19 protein-coding genes and 1 pseudogene are annotated in these 15,296 nt (G+C 33.6%); 2 read left to right on the top strand and 18 right to left on the bottom strand.

Going from position 1 to position 15,296, the window contains the following annotated elements:
- Window positions 1-4 precede the first annotated feature (4 nt).
- The 4 genes from CS063_RS09325 to CS063_RS09310 form a co-directional block, all read right to left on the bottom strand.
- Window positions 5-670, bottom strand: a complete 666-nt coding sequence (locus tag CS063_RS09325; RefSeq protein ID WP_099449461.1) for an amino acid ABC transporter ATP-binding protein — start codon at window positions 668-670, stop codon at window positions 5-7.
- Window positions 671-734: 64 nt separating this feature from the next.
- Complete coding sequence (locus tag CS063_RS09320; RefSeq protein ID WP_099449426.1) at window positions 735-1,403, bottom strand: amino acid ABC transporter permease; 669 nt, start codon at window positions 1,401-1,403, stop codon at window positions 735-737.
- Between the two features lie 96 nt (window positions 1,404-1,499).
- Window positions 1,500-2,309 (bottom strand): transporter substrate-binding domain-containing protein, encoded by an 810-nt coding sequence (locus CS063_RS09315; protein WP_308415474.1) that lies wholly within the window; start codon window positions 2,307-2,309, stop codon window positions 1,500-1,502.
- A gap of 288 nt (window positions 2,310-2,597) precedes the next feature.
- Window positions 2,598-3,257, bottom strand: coding sequence for a Crp/Fnr family transcriptional regulator (locus tag CS063_RS09310; protein WP_099449425.1), 660 nt, complete (start codon window positions 3,255-3,257; stop codon window positions 2,598-2,600).
- A gap of 87 nt (window positions 3,258-3,344) precedes the next feature.
- Between CS063_RS09310 and CS063_RS09305 the strand changes: the two genes are divergently transcribed.
- On the top strand, window positions 3,345-4,043 hold the full coding sequence (locus CS063_RS09305; protein ID WP_099449424.1) for an ATP-binding protein: 699 nt from the start codon (window positions 3,345-3,347) through the stop codon (window positions 4,041-4,043).
- A gap of 72 nt (window positions 4,044-4,115) precedes the next feature.
- Here CS063_RS09305 and hcp read toward each other — a convergent pair whose 3' ends face one another.
- Window positions 4,116-5,744 (bottom strand): hydroxylamine reductase, encoded by a 1,629-nt coding sequence (hcp, locus tag CS063_RS09300; protein WP_099449423.1) that lies wholly within the window; start codon window positions 5,742-5,744, stop codon window positions 4,116-4,118.
- Between the two features lie 233 nt (window positions 5,745-5,977).
- Window positions 5,978-6,844: an SPL family radical SAM protein gene (locus CS063_RS09295; RefSeq protein ID WP_099449422.1), complete on the bottom strand. Its 867-nt coding sequence runs from the start codon at window positions 6,842-6,844 to the stop codon at window positions 5,978-5,980.
- A 195-nt stretch (window positions 6,845-7,039) separates the two neighbouring features.
- Between CS063_RS09295 and CS063_RS18205 the strand changes: the two are divergent.
- A pseudogene (locus CS063_RS18205) lies at window positions 7,040-7,111 on the top strand (IS3 family transposase); the annotation flags it as partial.
- A 42-nt stretch (window positions 7,112-7,153) separates the two neighbouring features.
- On the opposite strand, the gene CS063_RS09285 reads toward CS063_RS18205, so the two are convergent.
- From CS063_RS09285 to CS063_RS09230, 12 genes are all read right to left on the bottom strand, one after another.
- Complete coding sequence (locus CS063_RS09285) at window positions 7,154-8,008, bottom strand: AraC family transcriptional regulator (protein ID WP_099449421.1); 855 nt, start codon at window positions 8,006-8,008, stop codon at window positions 7,154-7,156.
- A 105-nt stretch (window positions 8,009-8,113) separates the two neighbouring features.
- Window positions 8,114-8,311 carry a helix-turn-helix domain-containing protein gene (locus CS063_RS09280; protein ID WP_099449420.1) on the bottom strand — a complete coding sequence of 66 codons (198 nt, stop codon included), beginning with the start codon at window positions 8,309-8,311 and terminating at the stop codon, window positions 8,114-8,116.
- Between the two features lie 279 nt (window positions 8,312-8,590).
- A complete protein-coding gene (locus tag CS063_RS09275) occupies window positions 8,591-9,016 on the bottom strand; it encodes a C-GCAxxG-C-C family protein (protein ID WP_099449419.1) in 426 nt (141 codons plus the stop codon).
- Window positions 9,017-9,073: 57 nt separating this feature from the next.
- The gene (locus CS063_RS09270; RefSeq protein WP_099449418.1) at window positions 9,074-9,256 is read right to left on the bottom strand and encodes a DUF6273 domain-containing protein; all 183 of its coding nucleotides are present in this window, start codon (window positions 9,254-9,256) and stop codon (window positions 9,074-9,076) included.
- On the bottom strand, window positions 9,246-9,467 hold the full coding sequence (locus tag CS063_RS09265; RefSeq protein WP_099449417.1) for a hypothetical protein: 222 nt from the start codon (window positions 9,465-9,467) through the stop codon (window positions 9,246-9,248). Before CS063_RS09265 ends, CS063_RS09270 begins: the two co-directional genes overlap by 11 nt.
- 624 nt (window positions 9,468-10,091) lie before the next feature.
- Entirely contained in the window at window positions 10,092-10,565 is a 474-nt protein-coding gene (locus tag CS063_RS09260) for a GNAT family N-acetyltransferase (protein WP_099449416.1), read from the bottom strand.
- A 306-nt stretch (window positions 10,566-10,871) separates the two neighbouring features.
- On the bottom strand, window positions 10,872-11,309 hold the full coding sequence (locus CS063_RS09255) for a GNAT family N-acetyltransferase (RefSeq protein ID WP_099449415.1): 438 nt from the start codon (window positions 11,307-11,309) through the stop codon (window positions 10,872-10,874).
- A gap of 209 nt (window positions 11,310-11,518) precedes the next feature.
- The gene (locus tag CS063_RS09250; RefSeq protein WP_099449414.1) at window positions 11,519-12,109 is read right to left on the bottom strand and encodes a hypothetical protein; all 591 of its coding nucleotides are present in this window, start codon (window positions 12,107-12,109) and stop codon (window positions 11,519-11,521) included.
- Between the two features lie 182 nt (window positions 12,110-12,291).
- The gene (locus CS063_RS09245) at window positions 12,292-12,834 is read right to left on the bottom strand and encodes a GNAT family N-acetyltransferase (RefSeq protein ID WP_099449413.1); all 543 of its coding nucleotides are present in this window, start codon (window positions 12,832-12,834) and stop codon (window positions 12,292-12,294) included.
- 242 nt (window positions 12,835-13,076) lie between these two features.
- Window positions 13,077-13,799 carry a DUF5131 family protein gene (locus CS063_RS09240; RefSeq protein ID WP_099449412.1) on the bottom strand — a complete coding sequence of 241 codons (723 nt, stop codon included), beginning with the start codon at window positions 13,797-13,799 and terminating at the stop codon, window positions 13,077-13,079.
- Window positions 13,800-13,928: 129 nt separating this feature from the next.
- On the bottom strand, window positions 13,929-14,399 hold the full coding sequence (locus CS063_RS09235; RefSeq protein WP_099449411.1) for a VOC family protein: 471 nt from the start codon (window positions 14,397-14,399) through the stop codon (window positions 13,929-13,931).
- Window positions 14,400-14,402: 3 nt separating this feature from the next.
- On the bottom strand, window positions 14,403-15,224 hold the full coding sequence (locus CS063_RS09230) for a helix-turn-helix transcriptional regulator (protein ID WP_099449410.1): 822 nt from the start codon (window positions 15,222-15,224) through the stop codon (window positions 14,403-14,405).
- Between the last annotated feature and the right edge of the window lie 72 nt (window positions 15,225-15,296).

Here is a 15,296-nt window from a genome sequence, read left to right as displayed (position 1 = left end):
CAGACTATAAAACTTTATTTAAAAAATCAATGGTTCTGGGTTCTTTTGGATTCATAATAACTTCTTGTGGTGTACCTTGTTCTACAATGTAACCATCATCCATAAATACAACTCTATCTGCCACTTCTTTTGCAAAACCTATTTCATGGGTTACGATAACCATAGTCATGCCCTCAGCTGCAAGCTTCTGCATAACTGCTAGAACTTCTCCAACCATTTCAGGGTCTAGTGCGGATGTAGGTTCATCAAAAAGCATAATAGCAGGATTCATAGCCAATGCTCTTGCAATAGCTACACGCTGCTTTTGACCCCCAGAAAGCTGAGAAGGATAAGTATCTGCTTTGGTATCTAGTCCAACGCGTTTTAAGAGTTGCATACCCTTTTCTTTAGCAGCAGCCTTAGTCATAATCTTTAATTCTACTGGAGCAAGCATGATATTCTCTAAAACAGTCTTGTGTGGGAAAAGATTGAAGTGTTGAAACACCATACCGATATTTTCACGTACTTTATTGATATCTGTATGTTTATCTGTAATGTTCTTGCCATCAATGAGGATATTGCCACATGTGGCTACCTCAAGCTGATTAAGACAACGAAGGAAAGTAGATTTACCACTTCCTGAAGGTCCTAGTAAAACGACAACTTCTCCTTCAAAAATATCAATACTCATATCTTTTAAAACTTCTAATTTACCAAAGCTTTTCTTTAAGTTTTCAACATGGATTTTAATTTTTCTATCTGTCACGGCTAATCCTCCTTTCAATTCGCTTAGCAACCTTACTAAGGGTAATGATGACAACCATATACATAAGGCCTATGATTGTCCAGGTTTCCAAACTCTTGAATGTATTACCGCTAATGGTTTTACCCAGATTAGTAAGCTCAGGGAACCCAATAACAGAAAGAATGGAGGTATCTTTTAAGGTAATGATAAACTGATTGATAATAGAAGGAATCATTGTACGGATAGCCTGTGGCAACACAACTAGCCGCATGCTTTTACTATAATTTAAACCGAGGCTTCTACTAGCTTCCATCTGTCCTTTGTCAACACTCTCAATACCTGCTCGTATAATCTCAGCCATATAAGCACCACAGTTCATGGAAAGTGCAATGGTACCAGCCTGAAGTGCGGATAGCCTAAAATCCTGTATTCCTAGCATCTTAATGCCAGACGGTAAGCCAAAATAGATATAAAAAGCTAAAACAATCAGTGGCACACCACGAACTGCATCCACATATGCCGTACCTATAAAGTTAAAAAATCGATTTTTGCCAACGTTCATCAATGAGAAAATCATACCAATTATCATGGCAAAAACCAATGATAACAATGTAAGTAGTAAAGTCTTGCCCAATCCCTGAAGGAGCATGGGACCATACGTTTGAAGTATTGCAACCATAAATAAACCTCCTTATTCTTAGCATCTAAAGATGACAGCAAGAACGTGAGAGACCTATAATAGTTTCTCACGTCCTTAATCAGCTTTAATATACTATTATTTTAAATATTTATTAAGAATTTCATCATATTTTCCGTTTGCTTTAATGTTTGCAAGTCCAGCATTGAACATATCCAGTAATTCTTGGTTATCTTTGTTCATAATAGCGAAACCATAAGGAGCCCCTTCACTTTCCATTCCCTCAGGGATTGTAAGTTTAAGACCACCTTCTTTAATAGAAGCTGCCATAATAGGTGTATCTTCCACACATGCTACGCTGTTTCCAAGTAATACATCTTGATACATAGTGGGTGAGTCCTCAAAAACAGTTACTGTAAATCCATATTGATCTTTTAAGCTATTCGCAAAGTCAGCACCTGCTGTACCATTTTTAACTGCAACATTTTTACCTTTAAGATCTTCAAAGCTCTTAATGTCACTTCCCTCTGCTACTACAAAGGTTTGAGTTGCATTGTAATAACCTTCTGAGAAGATCCAGCCAGAATCAATACGCTCTTGTTTGATGGTTGCTCCTGCAATAAGACCATCTGCTTGACCAACTTGAACGGCTGCAACTGCTGCATCCCAACCAAGGCTTTTTAAGTCATACTTAAATCCTTGATCTTCTGCAATAGCAGCAACTAAATCCACATCAATACCTACAAATTCATTTTTTTCATTGGTGTATTCAAAGGGTTTAAATACAGTATCTGTAGCGATAATCCATGTTTTGGCGTTTGTTGTGCCACTAGAAGCATTAGGTGAGTTGTCAGCTGCCTCTTTCTTGTTTGCAGAACCACATCCTGTTAATACAACACCTGTCATTAAGGCTGTGCATAAGGTTAAAGCTAAAAATTTTTTCATCATTATTTCCCTCCATATAAAATTTATTAATTAAAAAAGCTAAACCTATGTTCTAATGGAAAGGTTTAACCATCTTTTACCATAATATCACAATTAATATTATATACAATTGTATATATATTGTCAATTTGTATAATTATGTACGTTGATCTATAGGAATAAAGTATATAGATTCTTATTTAAATCTTACACTGTTACTCTAAAGTTTTCAATCAACTTTTTCTTATTTTGTCTGTTGCATACTATTAATATGCATGTTATAGCTCGCCTTGAGAGGCAATAACTATAAAATTATAGAATTTCAAATTCATTTTTTTTAAATGCAATCACACCTTCATTACGCATATTACATAGTTCACGTGACAAAGCACTCCTATCTATACAAAGATAGTTGGCAAGACCTTCTCTATCATAAGGAATTGAAAATTTTTTTGAGTGTGTACTTTGAATTTGCATATTTAAATAAGCCATTAATTTTTCTCTTATAGTACGTTTGGATAATATTTCTATTTTTTCATTTAATAAAATATTTTTCTTAGAAATAAGAGAAAGGATATTTTGGATTAAGCTAGAATGAAAAGTACAAGCCTGATGGCATGTCCTAATAATGCGTTTACAATCAATAAAAAGTATTTCACAATTTTCTAAAGCTTGTATTGTTACAGGACATTCATCAATACCAGCACAAGCAAAAGCCTCTGCAAAAATATCATTTACACCTAAATGTGCAAGAATGTTGCAGTTACCTTCAATATCTTCTTTTATAATTCGAATACTTCCTGATAAAATAATACCAACAAAATTAATAGGATCACCTTGAAGGAATATCCTCTCTCTTTTATTATATGTCACAATTTTTGCAGATAAGCAATTAAGTATAATCTCTATATTATTTAAGTTAAAATTTTTAAATAAATCATTTTTTTGTAATTGTTGAATATATCTTTTCATAAATCACCTCTCGTGTTGCAAATGCAACATAAACTTTATAATTATTATATTATAATAAAAGTATTAAAAACAAGGGAGGTATTAAAAATGGTTCGACAAATTGTAAAAATAGATGAAGATAAATGTAATGGATGTGGATTATGTGTAACGGCTTGTCATGAGGGAGCTATTGGCATGGTAAATGGAAAAGCAAAACTTCTTAGAGATGATTATTGTGATGGACTAGGGAACTGTTTGCCGGTTTGCCCAACTAATGCCATTAGTTTTGAAGAAAGAGAAGCGGCAGCATTTGATGAAGAGGCTGTCAAAATAAATATGGAAAACAAACACCCGAAAAACTTAGCATGCGGTTGTCCTGGTACACAGTCTAAAACTTTGAAGCGTAATAGCAGTGTAGCAGAAAAGCCTTTAACTGTGCAAACCCACTTGAATCAGTGGCCAGTACAAATTAAACTTGTTCCATCTAATGCATCTTATCTTAATGATGCTCACTTAGTGATTGCAGCTGATTGTACAGCATATGCCTATGGTGATTTTCACAGTCAGTTTATGAAAAACAAAATTACCCTTATCGGATGTCCCAAGCTTGATGAAGGTGACTACAGTGAAAAACTTACTGCTATTCTTAAAATGAATACGATTAAATCAGTAACAGTAGTAAGAATGGAAGTTCCATGCTGTGGAGGAATTGAAAAGGCTTTTAAAACTGCTTTAAAAGAGTGTGATAAACTCATTCCTTGGCAAGTTGTAACTCTTTCAACAGATGGTAGGATTCTTGAATTATAGATTTATCCTTTATGAAATAGCAACTCCTGACAATTAACCAATTATCAGGAGTTGCTATTTATTTTATATGTTTTATGCCATAAAAAATTGTATATCTTCTTCAGCAGTATCTATACCTGCTATTCCAAAAGTTTCAACAAGAACTTTTGCAACGTTTGGTGACAAGAAAGCAGGCAGTGTGGGTCCTAAATGAATATTTTTAACTCCTAAATAAAGGAGAGCCAAAAGTACTATAACAGCTTTTTGTTCATACCAGGCTATATTATAGACAATTGGAAGTTGATTTACATCCTCTAAACCAAACACTTCTTTTAGTTTAAGGGCTATTACGGCAAGGGAATACGAATCATTACATTGTCCTGCATCAAGTATTCTTGGTATGCCATCTATATCCCCTAAAGCGAGTTTGTTATATCTATATTTAGCGCAACCTGCAGTAAGAATAATGGTATCTGTAGGAAGCTTCTGAGCAAACTCTGTATAATATTCTCTTGCTTTCATTCGACCATCACACCCTGCCATAACAATAAATTTTTTTATAGCCCCTGATTTTACAGCATCTATTACCTTATCTGCTAAGGCAAGTACTTGTGCATGTGCAAAGCCTCCAACGATGCTACCAGTTTCTATTTCTATTGGAGCCTTACATTTTTTTGCCATCTCAATGAGCGGTGAAAAATCCTTTTTGCCATCTTGATTTGCTTCGATATGGATACATCCAGGATAACCAGATGCTCCTGAGGTAAATATTCTGTCTCTAACTTTTTCGTTTTTTGGTGGAACAATACAGTTAGTTGTAAACAAGATAGGACCATTAAATGTTTCAAACTCTTCAAGCTGCTTCCACCATGAATGACCATAGTTACCTATAAAGTTTTCATATTTTTTAAAGAAGGGATAGTAATGAGCAGGGAGCATTTCACTATGAGTATATATATCCACATCCGTTCCTTTAGTTTGTTCAAGCAATTGTTCAAGGTCTGTAAGGTCATGACCTGAAATTAATATACCTGGATTTTTACCAACACCGATATTTACATGTGTTATTTCAGGATTACCATATTTGGATGTATTTGCCTCATCAAGAAGTGCCATGGTCTTAACCCCAAATTCACCCGTTTTTAAGGTAAGTGTAATCAGTTCATCTACTGATAATGCATCATCTAACGTTGCTGCGAGTGCTTCGTAGATGAAAGTATAGATGTCCCTATTTTCTTTTCCAAGATTAAGGGCATGATGAGCATAGGCAGCCATACCTTTTATACCATAAATAACTAGCTCTCTTAAGGAACGGATATCTTCATTTTCAGTAGCAAGTACACCTGCTTTTGAGGCCTTCTCAAGCATAGAGGTAGTACCAGTCACTTCAAAGTATGTAGCATCTCCTAATGGTATTTCAGCTATTCTCTTTTTTAGTTCATTTCTAAAACCAAGCATTTTTTCAATCTGTTTTTCAATAGCTGTTTTGTCAAAATTGGCATTAGTAATAGTAATAAATAGACTCTTTATAACTTCATGATTGATTTCATTAAGGTTTTCTATCTCTAAATTTCCCTTAACTACAATTTCTGCAAGTCCTTTTAAAGTATAAATCAAAAGATCCTGTAATCTAGCAACTTCCTCATCTTTACCACAAACCCCTTTAATTTGACAACCTGTTCCCTTTGCTGCTTCTTGGCATTGATAACAAAACATACTCATTATAAACCTCCTTTAATTTTAGGATGTAGGTGTTTTAACAATAATAGGTTCTAACACCTGTTCATTGGAATTTTTACAGCCTATTTCCTTTCTTAAGTTGATAGTTTTAGTATAGCTTATTTAAAGTGAATTTTCGGTTGCATTTGCAATATTTTTATTATTTTTATAATAATAATTTATTAGTTTGCAAATAAATCATCTATTCTTTTCATATGACACTTTATTGATCGTCTTCAATAAAAAAAGGATAGTTGTTGTTCTTTTTCTTCAAATTGTTTCAAATAGGAGAAAATATCATTAGGTTTCCAAAGTATCTGGTGCCTTTCACAAAAATTTTTAAAAATAGACATTAAGTGATTATGATTAGGGCTATTACAAACATAGGCATCTTTAAAGGTTTGAATATATTCTTTTTTTAAACCGGGAAAAAGCTGATCAATCTGCGCATAAAAGTATTCTCTATTCCCTTCTCTCATAGTGACACCAAAGCCAAAGCATAATATCCCACGTACATTGACTTCAGCACAATAATTCAATAATCCTATTAGATTTTCTTCCATATCATTTATAAAAGGTAGGATAGGCCCTAGCCAAACTATTGTTGGTATTTCCTCTTGTTTCATAGTGTTAAGAACCTGAACACGTTCAAAAGTAGTAGATACATTAGGTTCAATTTTACGACATAAATTTTCATCATAAGTTGTTAGTGTCATTTGAACAACACACTTTGTTTTTTTATTGATGGCCTTTAATAAATCTAAATCACGTATTATACGAGAAGACTTAGTCAGAATGGATAATCCAAAGCCATATCTTTCAATAATAGAAATACATTGTCTAGTAAGCTGCAGTTCTTCCTCTAAATGAATATATGGGTCACACATTGCCCCAGTTCCAATCATACAGGGCTTTCGTTTTCCTCGTAGTTGTCTCTCTAAAATAAAGGGGGCATTGCGTTTTACTTCTATATCTTCAAAGTCGTGCTTCATTTGATAACATTTACTTCGACTATCACAATAAATACAACCATGAGTGCAACCACGATATAGGTTAATGCCATTCTGTGAGGATAGTATGGTTTTATAATCAGAATAATGCATACATAAGGGCCTCCATTTATATTTTATCTAACTGGATTATAACATATAAATAAGATTACAATATGTCATATTATAAATATTACTAGAGTAACATGGTTGAATTTAAGTTTTTTTAGATCAGTTAATCTTGATACCAATAAATCTATTGAAGAATTTAAAAAGGAATTAGAAAAATAGATAAATTAGTGTAATAACAAACGAATCAAAGACAAAATAAAAGGACTGAGCCCTGTGCAATACAGGATTCAATCCTTATTAATAGCATAAAAAATCTTTCTTTATCATCAAAGTATATTAAATATAACGTATCTAATTCATCTTTTTTATAACTGGAATCCAAATTTCATATTGAGCATGCTCTGGATCTGCATTTAAATAGACTTCGATATCTGGTGCATTTCCATACTCATAACCTGAAGTAGGAAGCCATTCTGTTATAATTCTTTTTTCTAGTTCTTGTATAGATTGATTACTACCTTCTCCTGAAAATATTGCCCATGTAGAGGCGGGAACAATATATTCTTCTAAATCATTTTCTATTGGTTGACTACTTGTAACTGCAATATAATATTTCCAATGCTCTAACTTATTACAGGAGCTTACTCCTAATAGTCCCATTGGCATTCCTTCCATCATAGAAGCAAGTTTTGAGATTGTTCCACTTCTTGCTGCTTGCCCCCACATCAGAGGGACTATTTTAAAGTTTTTCTCAATCTCTACTTCCAATGGTTCAGAAATACCTATAATTCTAAATGCTTCTTTCTTTTCAATTCTATAATTCATCCCACTATCTCCTTTTACTGTTATTTTGAAGCTGATAGGAGGAAATGCTTTTAATTTCATACCTTCTTTCCTTGCCTGAGATGGTGCTATTCCATGTATGTTTTTAAAAGCTCTGTTAAATGCTGTAGGTGAATCATATCCATACTTTAACGAAATATCTATCACTTTCTCATTGCCATTTTGTAAATCTACAGCTGCCAAGGACATTCTCCTACGGCGTATGTACTCAGATAATGGTATATCCGCTATATATGCAAACATCCTTTGAAAATGATAGGTTGAGCAACATGTAATCTTCGAAACTTCTTCTAAATCAATAGTTTCTTTTATATTCTCTTCGATATAATTAACTGCATTATTTAATCGTTCTATCCATTCCATATCTTCAGCTCCTAACAATAAAATACCCTATTTTAGAGACTACTACCTCTCATTTTCCGACTTGTTAAAGAGAGGTAATTTGATGTTTTTTATTGAAATAATCCGTTAGTTACCTCCAAAGAAAAATTCTTCTATATCTTCAATATTGAATACTTGCGCAAGGAGTATCATTTCAGCATAAGTCCAATCTGTAGTGCCCTTTAACTTTCTTGTAAGTGTTTGTTTACTGATTCCTAAACGCATAGCAAGCTCTCCAAATGTCACGTAATAATCTTCCATTAGCTTGTTAATTTTATTTTGCATCTTCTATCCTCTCAAACCTTCTAAATGTTTTTCCATTTCTCTCAATAATTTCATTCTACATGCTTACTGCCTTACCCATAAGTCGCCTTGTCTATATCTACCTGATTTAATCATATGATTACCTTCTTCTATCTTCTATTAATTATCTTCTATTTTATACCTCTTAGCAATACTCCTATAAAGAAAAAAGCTTAGATTTCTCTAAGCTCCTATGAGAGCACACATGTAAATAAGACAGTGTGTGGTAATATGTATAATTATATTTATTATGATTGTAGATTAATAGTATAAATCTTCAAGTATTTGAGCTGCACTAACAACCATATCAAGGCAAACAGTAGTAAAATATTGTTCCGCCAATGCTTTTTCTTTCCCATGTGGTGTAGTAATATCACAACCTAAAATATCACGACAAACAATACTTCCATTTATTTCTCTAAACATCTTAATGAATTCCTCTGTTTTTGTATTGCACAATGTTTTTGAATCAGTATTATCAGAACCATATTTCAACCCGATTACCAAAACGGCACCAGAAACAGCTCCACATATTTCAGCACTTCTTACACCACTCCCCAAACCAGAAGCAATTTTAAGACCGGTTTGCATTTTAATGCCATAATCTTCACAAAATGCCCCTATTATTGCTTGAGAACAGTTAAACCCTTTCTTAAATAATTCAGCTGCTTTTTCACTTTTTTTTATTCATACATTCTCCTCATAATAAATGATGTTACAAAAATGCTTGACTATAGCATAGAATTACAGTTTCAACCACAAAGCAGGACGAACACCGCCTTTATTGGCACCTTCACTGATATTACCTTTCAATATATTATTACCTTGGATACCTATATTACCATCACCATGGATATATACGGTCTTTACATTAACGCGACCAGGTGACCGAAGCCACCACCAAGTCCCCCCTATTTTATTTGTCATTATCCATTATCCTAAATAGTTTTAACATAAGTGGAATATAGGTACATACAAATACCGCTACACTAATAAAAGCTGCTGGCTTGTGTGCCTTTCTTGGAAGGGCCATTCCCCACATCATCCCTACGGCACATAGACAGAGTTTAACGAGGGCCAAGTCTCTCCAATCAGATTGTTTTACAAACTCATTACCATAATTCAACAGCTTTTTCATACTTATCACTCCTCCTGTAAGTTTTGACTATCCTTAAATATATAGTACCATTTCTTATATGAGTTGAACAGATTAAACAAGCCATTTTCAATACCCATCTCATGTGCATCATCTTATATAAAGTGTAGAGAGGTATATTAAAATCAGTTGTGACCATTAAGATCTGGGTGTATTTTTCTTGTTTGATTTTCTATGTCGTTTGGCTTTCTTAATAACTTTGCTATGTATTTTGTATAGTCCTTGATTACCAATAATTCTAAGAGTGTCTCTAATTGTATCTATTTGTGGCAACTTCATTTTTCTAGAGTCAAAAGTACGAATTTAAATATTTTACAAAAAGGACTTTCAGGTCTTGAAATGATTTATATACTTTTATCATCTCTTCATTGAAACCATTACAAAAGGATACAAATATAAGTAAAGCAATTCTTAAAACTTTTAAGGCATCTTTTATATACAAGAAATGATTATAAAAGAATTTGAGTATAGAGGCAAGAATTTGAGGTAAAAAACTGCAAATTTACATTATTTACAAGAAGAACCTCAAGCCTTTGAAATTTACAACAAAACTTCAATTTGTCCCGAAAGTCCTAAACTCATGGATCATCTCCTTAGGCAACAGCTTTACAAATCCAAAATATAAATTTCATTGAATTTATCAAAAGAAAATCCACAGGATAACAGAGTGTTACAAGATGCCTTGTTTTCCGGTTCGGGTTGCACAATAATACGCTTTGCATTGTTCTGCATTTTAATTTTTTCAATTAAAGCTTTAATGATTGCGGTTCCATACCCTTTACCAAGATATTCGATATCACCAATCAAATAATCTATACTGTAAGTCCCATCAACATCAGTGTTGCCATGCCAGTCCTCACCGCTATAGTGATATTCATAAAACTGACAAAATCCAATTGTGTGATTTCCAACTTCAACTATGAAATGATGTAAAAATGAAAACTCATCATTGCGCTTTTCTACTTCCTCAAGCCAATCTAAAGGGGCGTGATACCATGCTGCAACATGGGGTATATATAACCATTTTTTCAAGAGAGGAATATTGTCATCAGAAAATTCCTTCAATAATACTTTGTTCATTTGCGTTCCTCCTTTTAATACCGTTATTTTTTCTTGGCGATAATTCTTGATCAGTTTGAAATAGTAGCATGAGAAGCACCAAATTCTGCAACTAAACTTAAAATAGTGCGTCCTTCCTGAATATGTTGTCGTACGACTTTCTTCTTTGTTTCTTAACCTTTTAAAGAGTTGTTGCTTTATGAACTATGTACAAGCAAAAAAGTTGCTTATTTCAGCTATGCAAGACCCCAATTATGCAGCTAATACATAAATTTCAGTATAACAAAAAAACCCTAGGTTCCTCTAGACCACTATCTCTTTTACTCTTTATATTTTTGTAAATGACATAGGTGTATATCGTATTCCATCTGTTAGTTGTTCAGTTTGCGTCTCAACAAAACCAAGATGCCTGTAAATTTTAATAGCATATGGGGATGAATTAACAGTAATTGTATTATTTGTACAATTTTCAATTACTCTATCAAATAATCTTCTTCCAATACCTTGTCTATGATAGTTACCTTTAACAAAGAATAATGCGATATGATTACCGTTATTTCTAGTTGCAATAACACCTACAAGACTATTGTTCATATAAGCCCCAAAGATTTCAAGAGACTTTAACCATTGGTCATCTTTAATACACTTTTGGAATGTTTCAATTCCTTGTTGGGAATAATCAGGTACCTCATACTCCATAAAAACATTTAAAACTAAGTCTAATGCCATTAGAATATCATCTTTAGCCAATTTTTTTATCTCCATAACTTTCACCTCACAAAATCTAATTACTGCTTATACCATGGTATCATACAAAAAATATTCTGACAATTATACTTCCTCGCAAAATACATGAATTTTAAAAAATAGTTTGTACCCCTAGGGGGACAAGTTTTATAGGGGATACACTAGCAAATTGGACTAAAACAGTCACTATATAATAAAAGATATTCATACCAAAATTTCATAAGCTACTATTTTATTTTAATGACTTTTGATTCAATATCTTCTTTTGTCAACTCATCACTCGTATTAAGTTGAACTTCATAAACACTTTGAGTTTTTTCATAAGTAAAATGTATATTAGCTACTTTAATATTGCTCACTGTTAGCATTTTGAGTATTTCTGCCATAACGTCTATATGATTACATTTTTCTACGAGACTTATATTTATTTCTTCATATGATTTATCTGTTAGCTCTATTTTAGATTCTATCAAAGACACGTGAGAAATATATTGCTCTATCATTGTATCCTTAAATAAAGCTTTAGATTTCTCAGTATTTTGTTTTTTTCTCTTAGCTTCCCAATAATTATCATCTATTTTTGAATTTGAGAAATATTTTCGGATATAAAATTCCGTTTGATCCTCCCTACAAATGATATTTGCGTAATATTTATCATAAAGAATATCTACAACTACCATACCTACCTTAAAAGACTTCTTAGGATATTGTTCTTTAAGATAGTATATAAATTGTTGCCTAACTCCCAATAGGTACATAGTTATACATATTATTAAAACTAATATTCCCCACCCTATCACTTTAGTCCTTATCTTCAAAAAAATTCCCCCTATATGCTAGTTATTTTATAATTTCATTAATCTTGTCCTGTACTACTTTTATTTCTTTAAGTGTTATTCTATATATTTTTTCAAGTATATATAACATTTTTTCTGCCAATATTAATGCCTTACTTCTCTTTATTCCATCCCTTATGTTTCCCTCTAATCTATACTATTGCTTATAACATCTCATGCCACTGTTCTTTTGTAATGCAAGTAATATATTCTGTTCTAACATCATTCATTAAAGGCCATTCTTTGTCCTTTTCTGTATGATGGTATTTAAAACCACATTTCTCTTGAACACGTCTAGACTTTTCATTTCCCTCAAAATAACCACACCAAATAGTCTTTAGATTAAGGTCTTCAAATCCATGACGCATAAGTTCATAAACTGCTTCTGGAATTAGACCTTTCCCCCAATAGGGTACACCAATCCAGTAACCTATTTCTCCTTCATCAGCTTCAATAGCGATATTACTATTTTTACCTATCATAAGACCAATACTACCAATAGCCATATCTTGGTTCTTCAATGTAACAGCATAGGTTTCTGATGCCGAAAGAACATCTCTAATAATTTGCCTACTGTTTTCAACATCTGTATGAACTGGCCATCCGGCTATAGGTCCTACCTCAGGATTTTTTGCATATTCATACAACGAATGTGCATCTTCCTCTTTCCAAGGACGTAAAATTAACCTACTTGTTTCTAATATCATTTTACCAGCTCCCCATCTAAAATTGATTTCATTTAACGCTAAGTGCCGTTATTGTACATTCTTGATTAAACTTATTATAACTTAAATAAAACTTACTTTTAATATGCCTAAAAACACATCAAACCCTAGAACGAATAATCATTCTAAGGCTTGGTATTACTAATTATAATAAAACTTTAAGCTGATTCAAAAGTCTTCGTATATTTTGACTAGCCATAAGCTGCCACGCATTAAGTATTTTATCAAAACAATCTTTTTCCATCTAAAATATTTATACCAAGCTCTTTCGCCATACTGGTTTGCTTAAATGGATTTATTTTTTCCACTACGCCGTCACGTTTGAAAAGTGAACCTGTATTTTTGAACCAAAATGTTACATTCGCTTTTATGCATTGTTCACGGATATGAAGTACCCAATCATAATCACACTCACGAGCTTCCTGCCCCGTTTCACCGCCTACTGTAACATGGTCTACCCCATGAAAATACGGTGTTAAATCTATCGCTTCTAAAAGTGGTGCACAGGCAATAAAACGTCGTTTTATCGGATAGGATAAAAATAATGGAAGTCTATAATCAGCTAACTTTTGATTTTCGACAGTACATCCAATATTCACATTGTCATATCCTGCCCCCCAATCTGATGGAAGTGATACAAGAAAACGGTCAATTCGCTTTGTCAAAATCAAAAATTCTATGTCAGTTCTTTCCTTGATGATAGCCCAAACTTCTTTACGCCATTCATCTGCTTGGGGAAGAAAAAAGTCCGTTGCAAAACAGGTCGCAAGAATTTTGTTTCCTTTAATGTTGTATTCGCCTTTTGCAGTTCTCCTTATAGGCCAATCAAATTTATCTGTTTTTTGTATTGTATTTTGACCGTAGCGTTTCGCATGTGGTCCGTAAAAATAACAATTTGTACAACCATCACTTATTTTGTAACAACCTGTCCACGGCTCCCAGTTCATAGACACTCTCCTTATTATTGGGTTTTTATTGGCACATACAAGGCACAATACCCATTTTATTATAGTAAATGACCTATATGTTCAGAGTAAAATAGTAGCTTTGATTTACCAAAGACGCTATGTCAGGTGTCATATATCAAAGCATGACGCATACTGTTTCACGACTTCAAGAGGGAACATAGTGCGCTTGGCAACTTCTTCAGCCGACATGCCCTGATTAAAAAAGCGTTTAATAACCGTATTCATGTCCTCTGCAATCTCCACAATATGCTTGTCTGGGTCATATACTCGAATGTCACGCTGCCCCCATGGATATTCCTTGATTTCATGTACCCATTGCAAGTCGGATATGCTTTTCATTTCGACATATACTTTGTCTAAATCTTCCACTTCAAAATAGACTTGAAAGTTGTGCGACTGTTCTTTCACACTCTCAACTGCTCCCCCAATGAGTTCGGCATATCCTTGTTGTAGAGAAAAACCCTCGAAGGTTACATGTAAGCCAATATCCATTACGGCGTTTTGATGAAGCACTTTTTCATAAAAGTTCTTAGAGGCGAAGATATCTCTAACCGCTAAAAGACAACCTTGATATTTCATTTTTCATTCCTCCTTTGAGGATATTCTATTGTATATCTCCGTTCCGTCATAGTAAAAATCCGACATAGTTTTCAAATATTCTTGAGGGGTAACACCACTAATAGCCTTGAAATCTTTATCAAAATGGGCTTGGTCAAAATATCCAGCTTGTTGCGACAATGTTGCAAAGAAGCAAGGGGATTTTTGAATGTGCTTTAACACATAGTTAAAGCGAATTACGCGTGCATAGCTTTTAATATTCATTCCGATTTGTGTAAGAAATAGGCGGTTTAACTGTCGCTCACTATAGCTGGATTGCCGGGCGACTTCTTTCACTTGTACTTGTCCATGACTATCAGAAATCACAGTGGACGCTAATAACAAAGCGTCCGATATAACGTGCTTTTCCATACGTCTATATAAAACTCTCTCACAAGTATTTGCCAAATCTATTACAGTTTTTGATATTACAAAAGCCTGACATAGGGAATTGAATAGTTCATTGTCAATATCCGCAAGCGAAAGGCGTTTATCCGCAAGCTCAGCTTGGCTTTGACGTGTAATTTGATACAAGCCATAGGGCGAAAGTTGGATAAGCAGGAGGACACGATAGTTATTTGGCTCTGCACCTAATGAAATAGGTATTGTAGTTGCTCCCCACAATTCGGCAATTATAGAGGAACCGTCGAAAGCAATTGATAAGGTTCCACAAGCGTTTGGCATGAGCGTGTATTGTGTCATGAACATACCTTTCTCTGGAAATACAATATTGTAATACAGAATATATTTTCTCAATCCAACATGTGAGGGCAATATATTGAATTGCTTATCTCTTTTGATAATCAAATTGTTTTCCTCCTTGCTTTCCAAAGTGAAATTTTACTATATTCATTTGAGCGCCTTCACTTCTAACTTGAT

The sequence above is a fragment of the Sporanaerobium hydrogeniformans genome (assembly GCF_002735925.1).
Classification (GTDB): domain Bacteria; phylum Bacillota; class Clostridia; order Lachnospirales; family Cellulosilyticaceae; genus Sporanaerobium; species Sporanaerobium hydrogeniformans.
The sequence above is the reverse complement of the archived record's forward strand: the minus strand, read 5'-3'. Positions and strand labels throughout refer to the sequence as shown.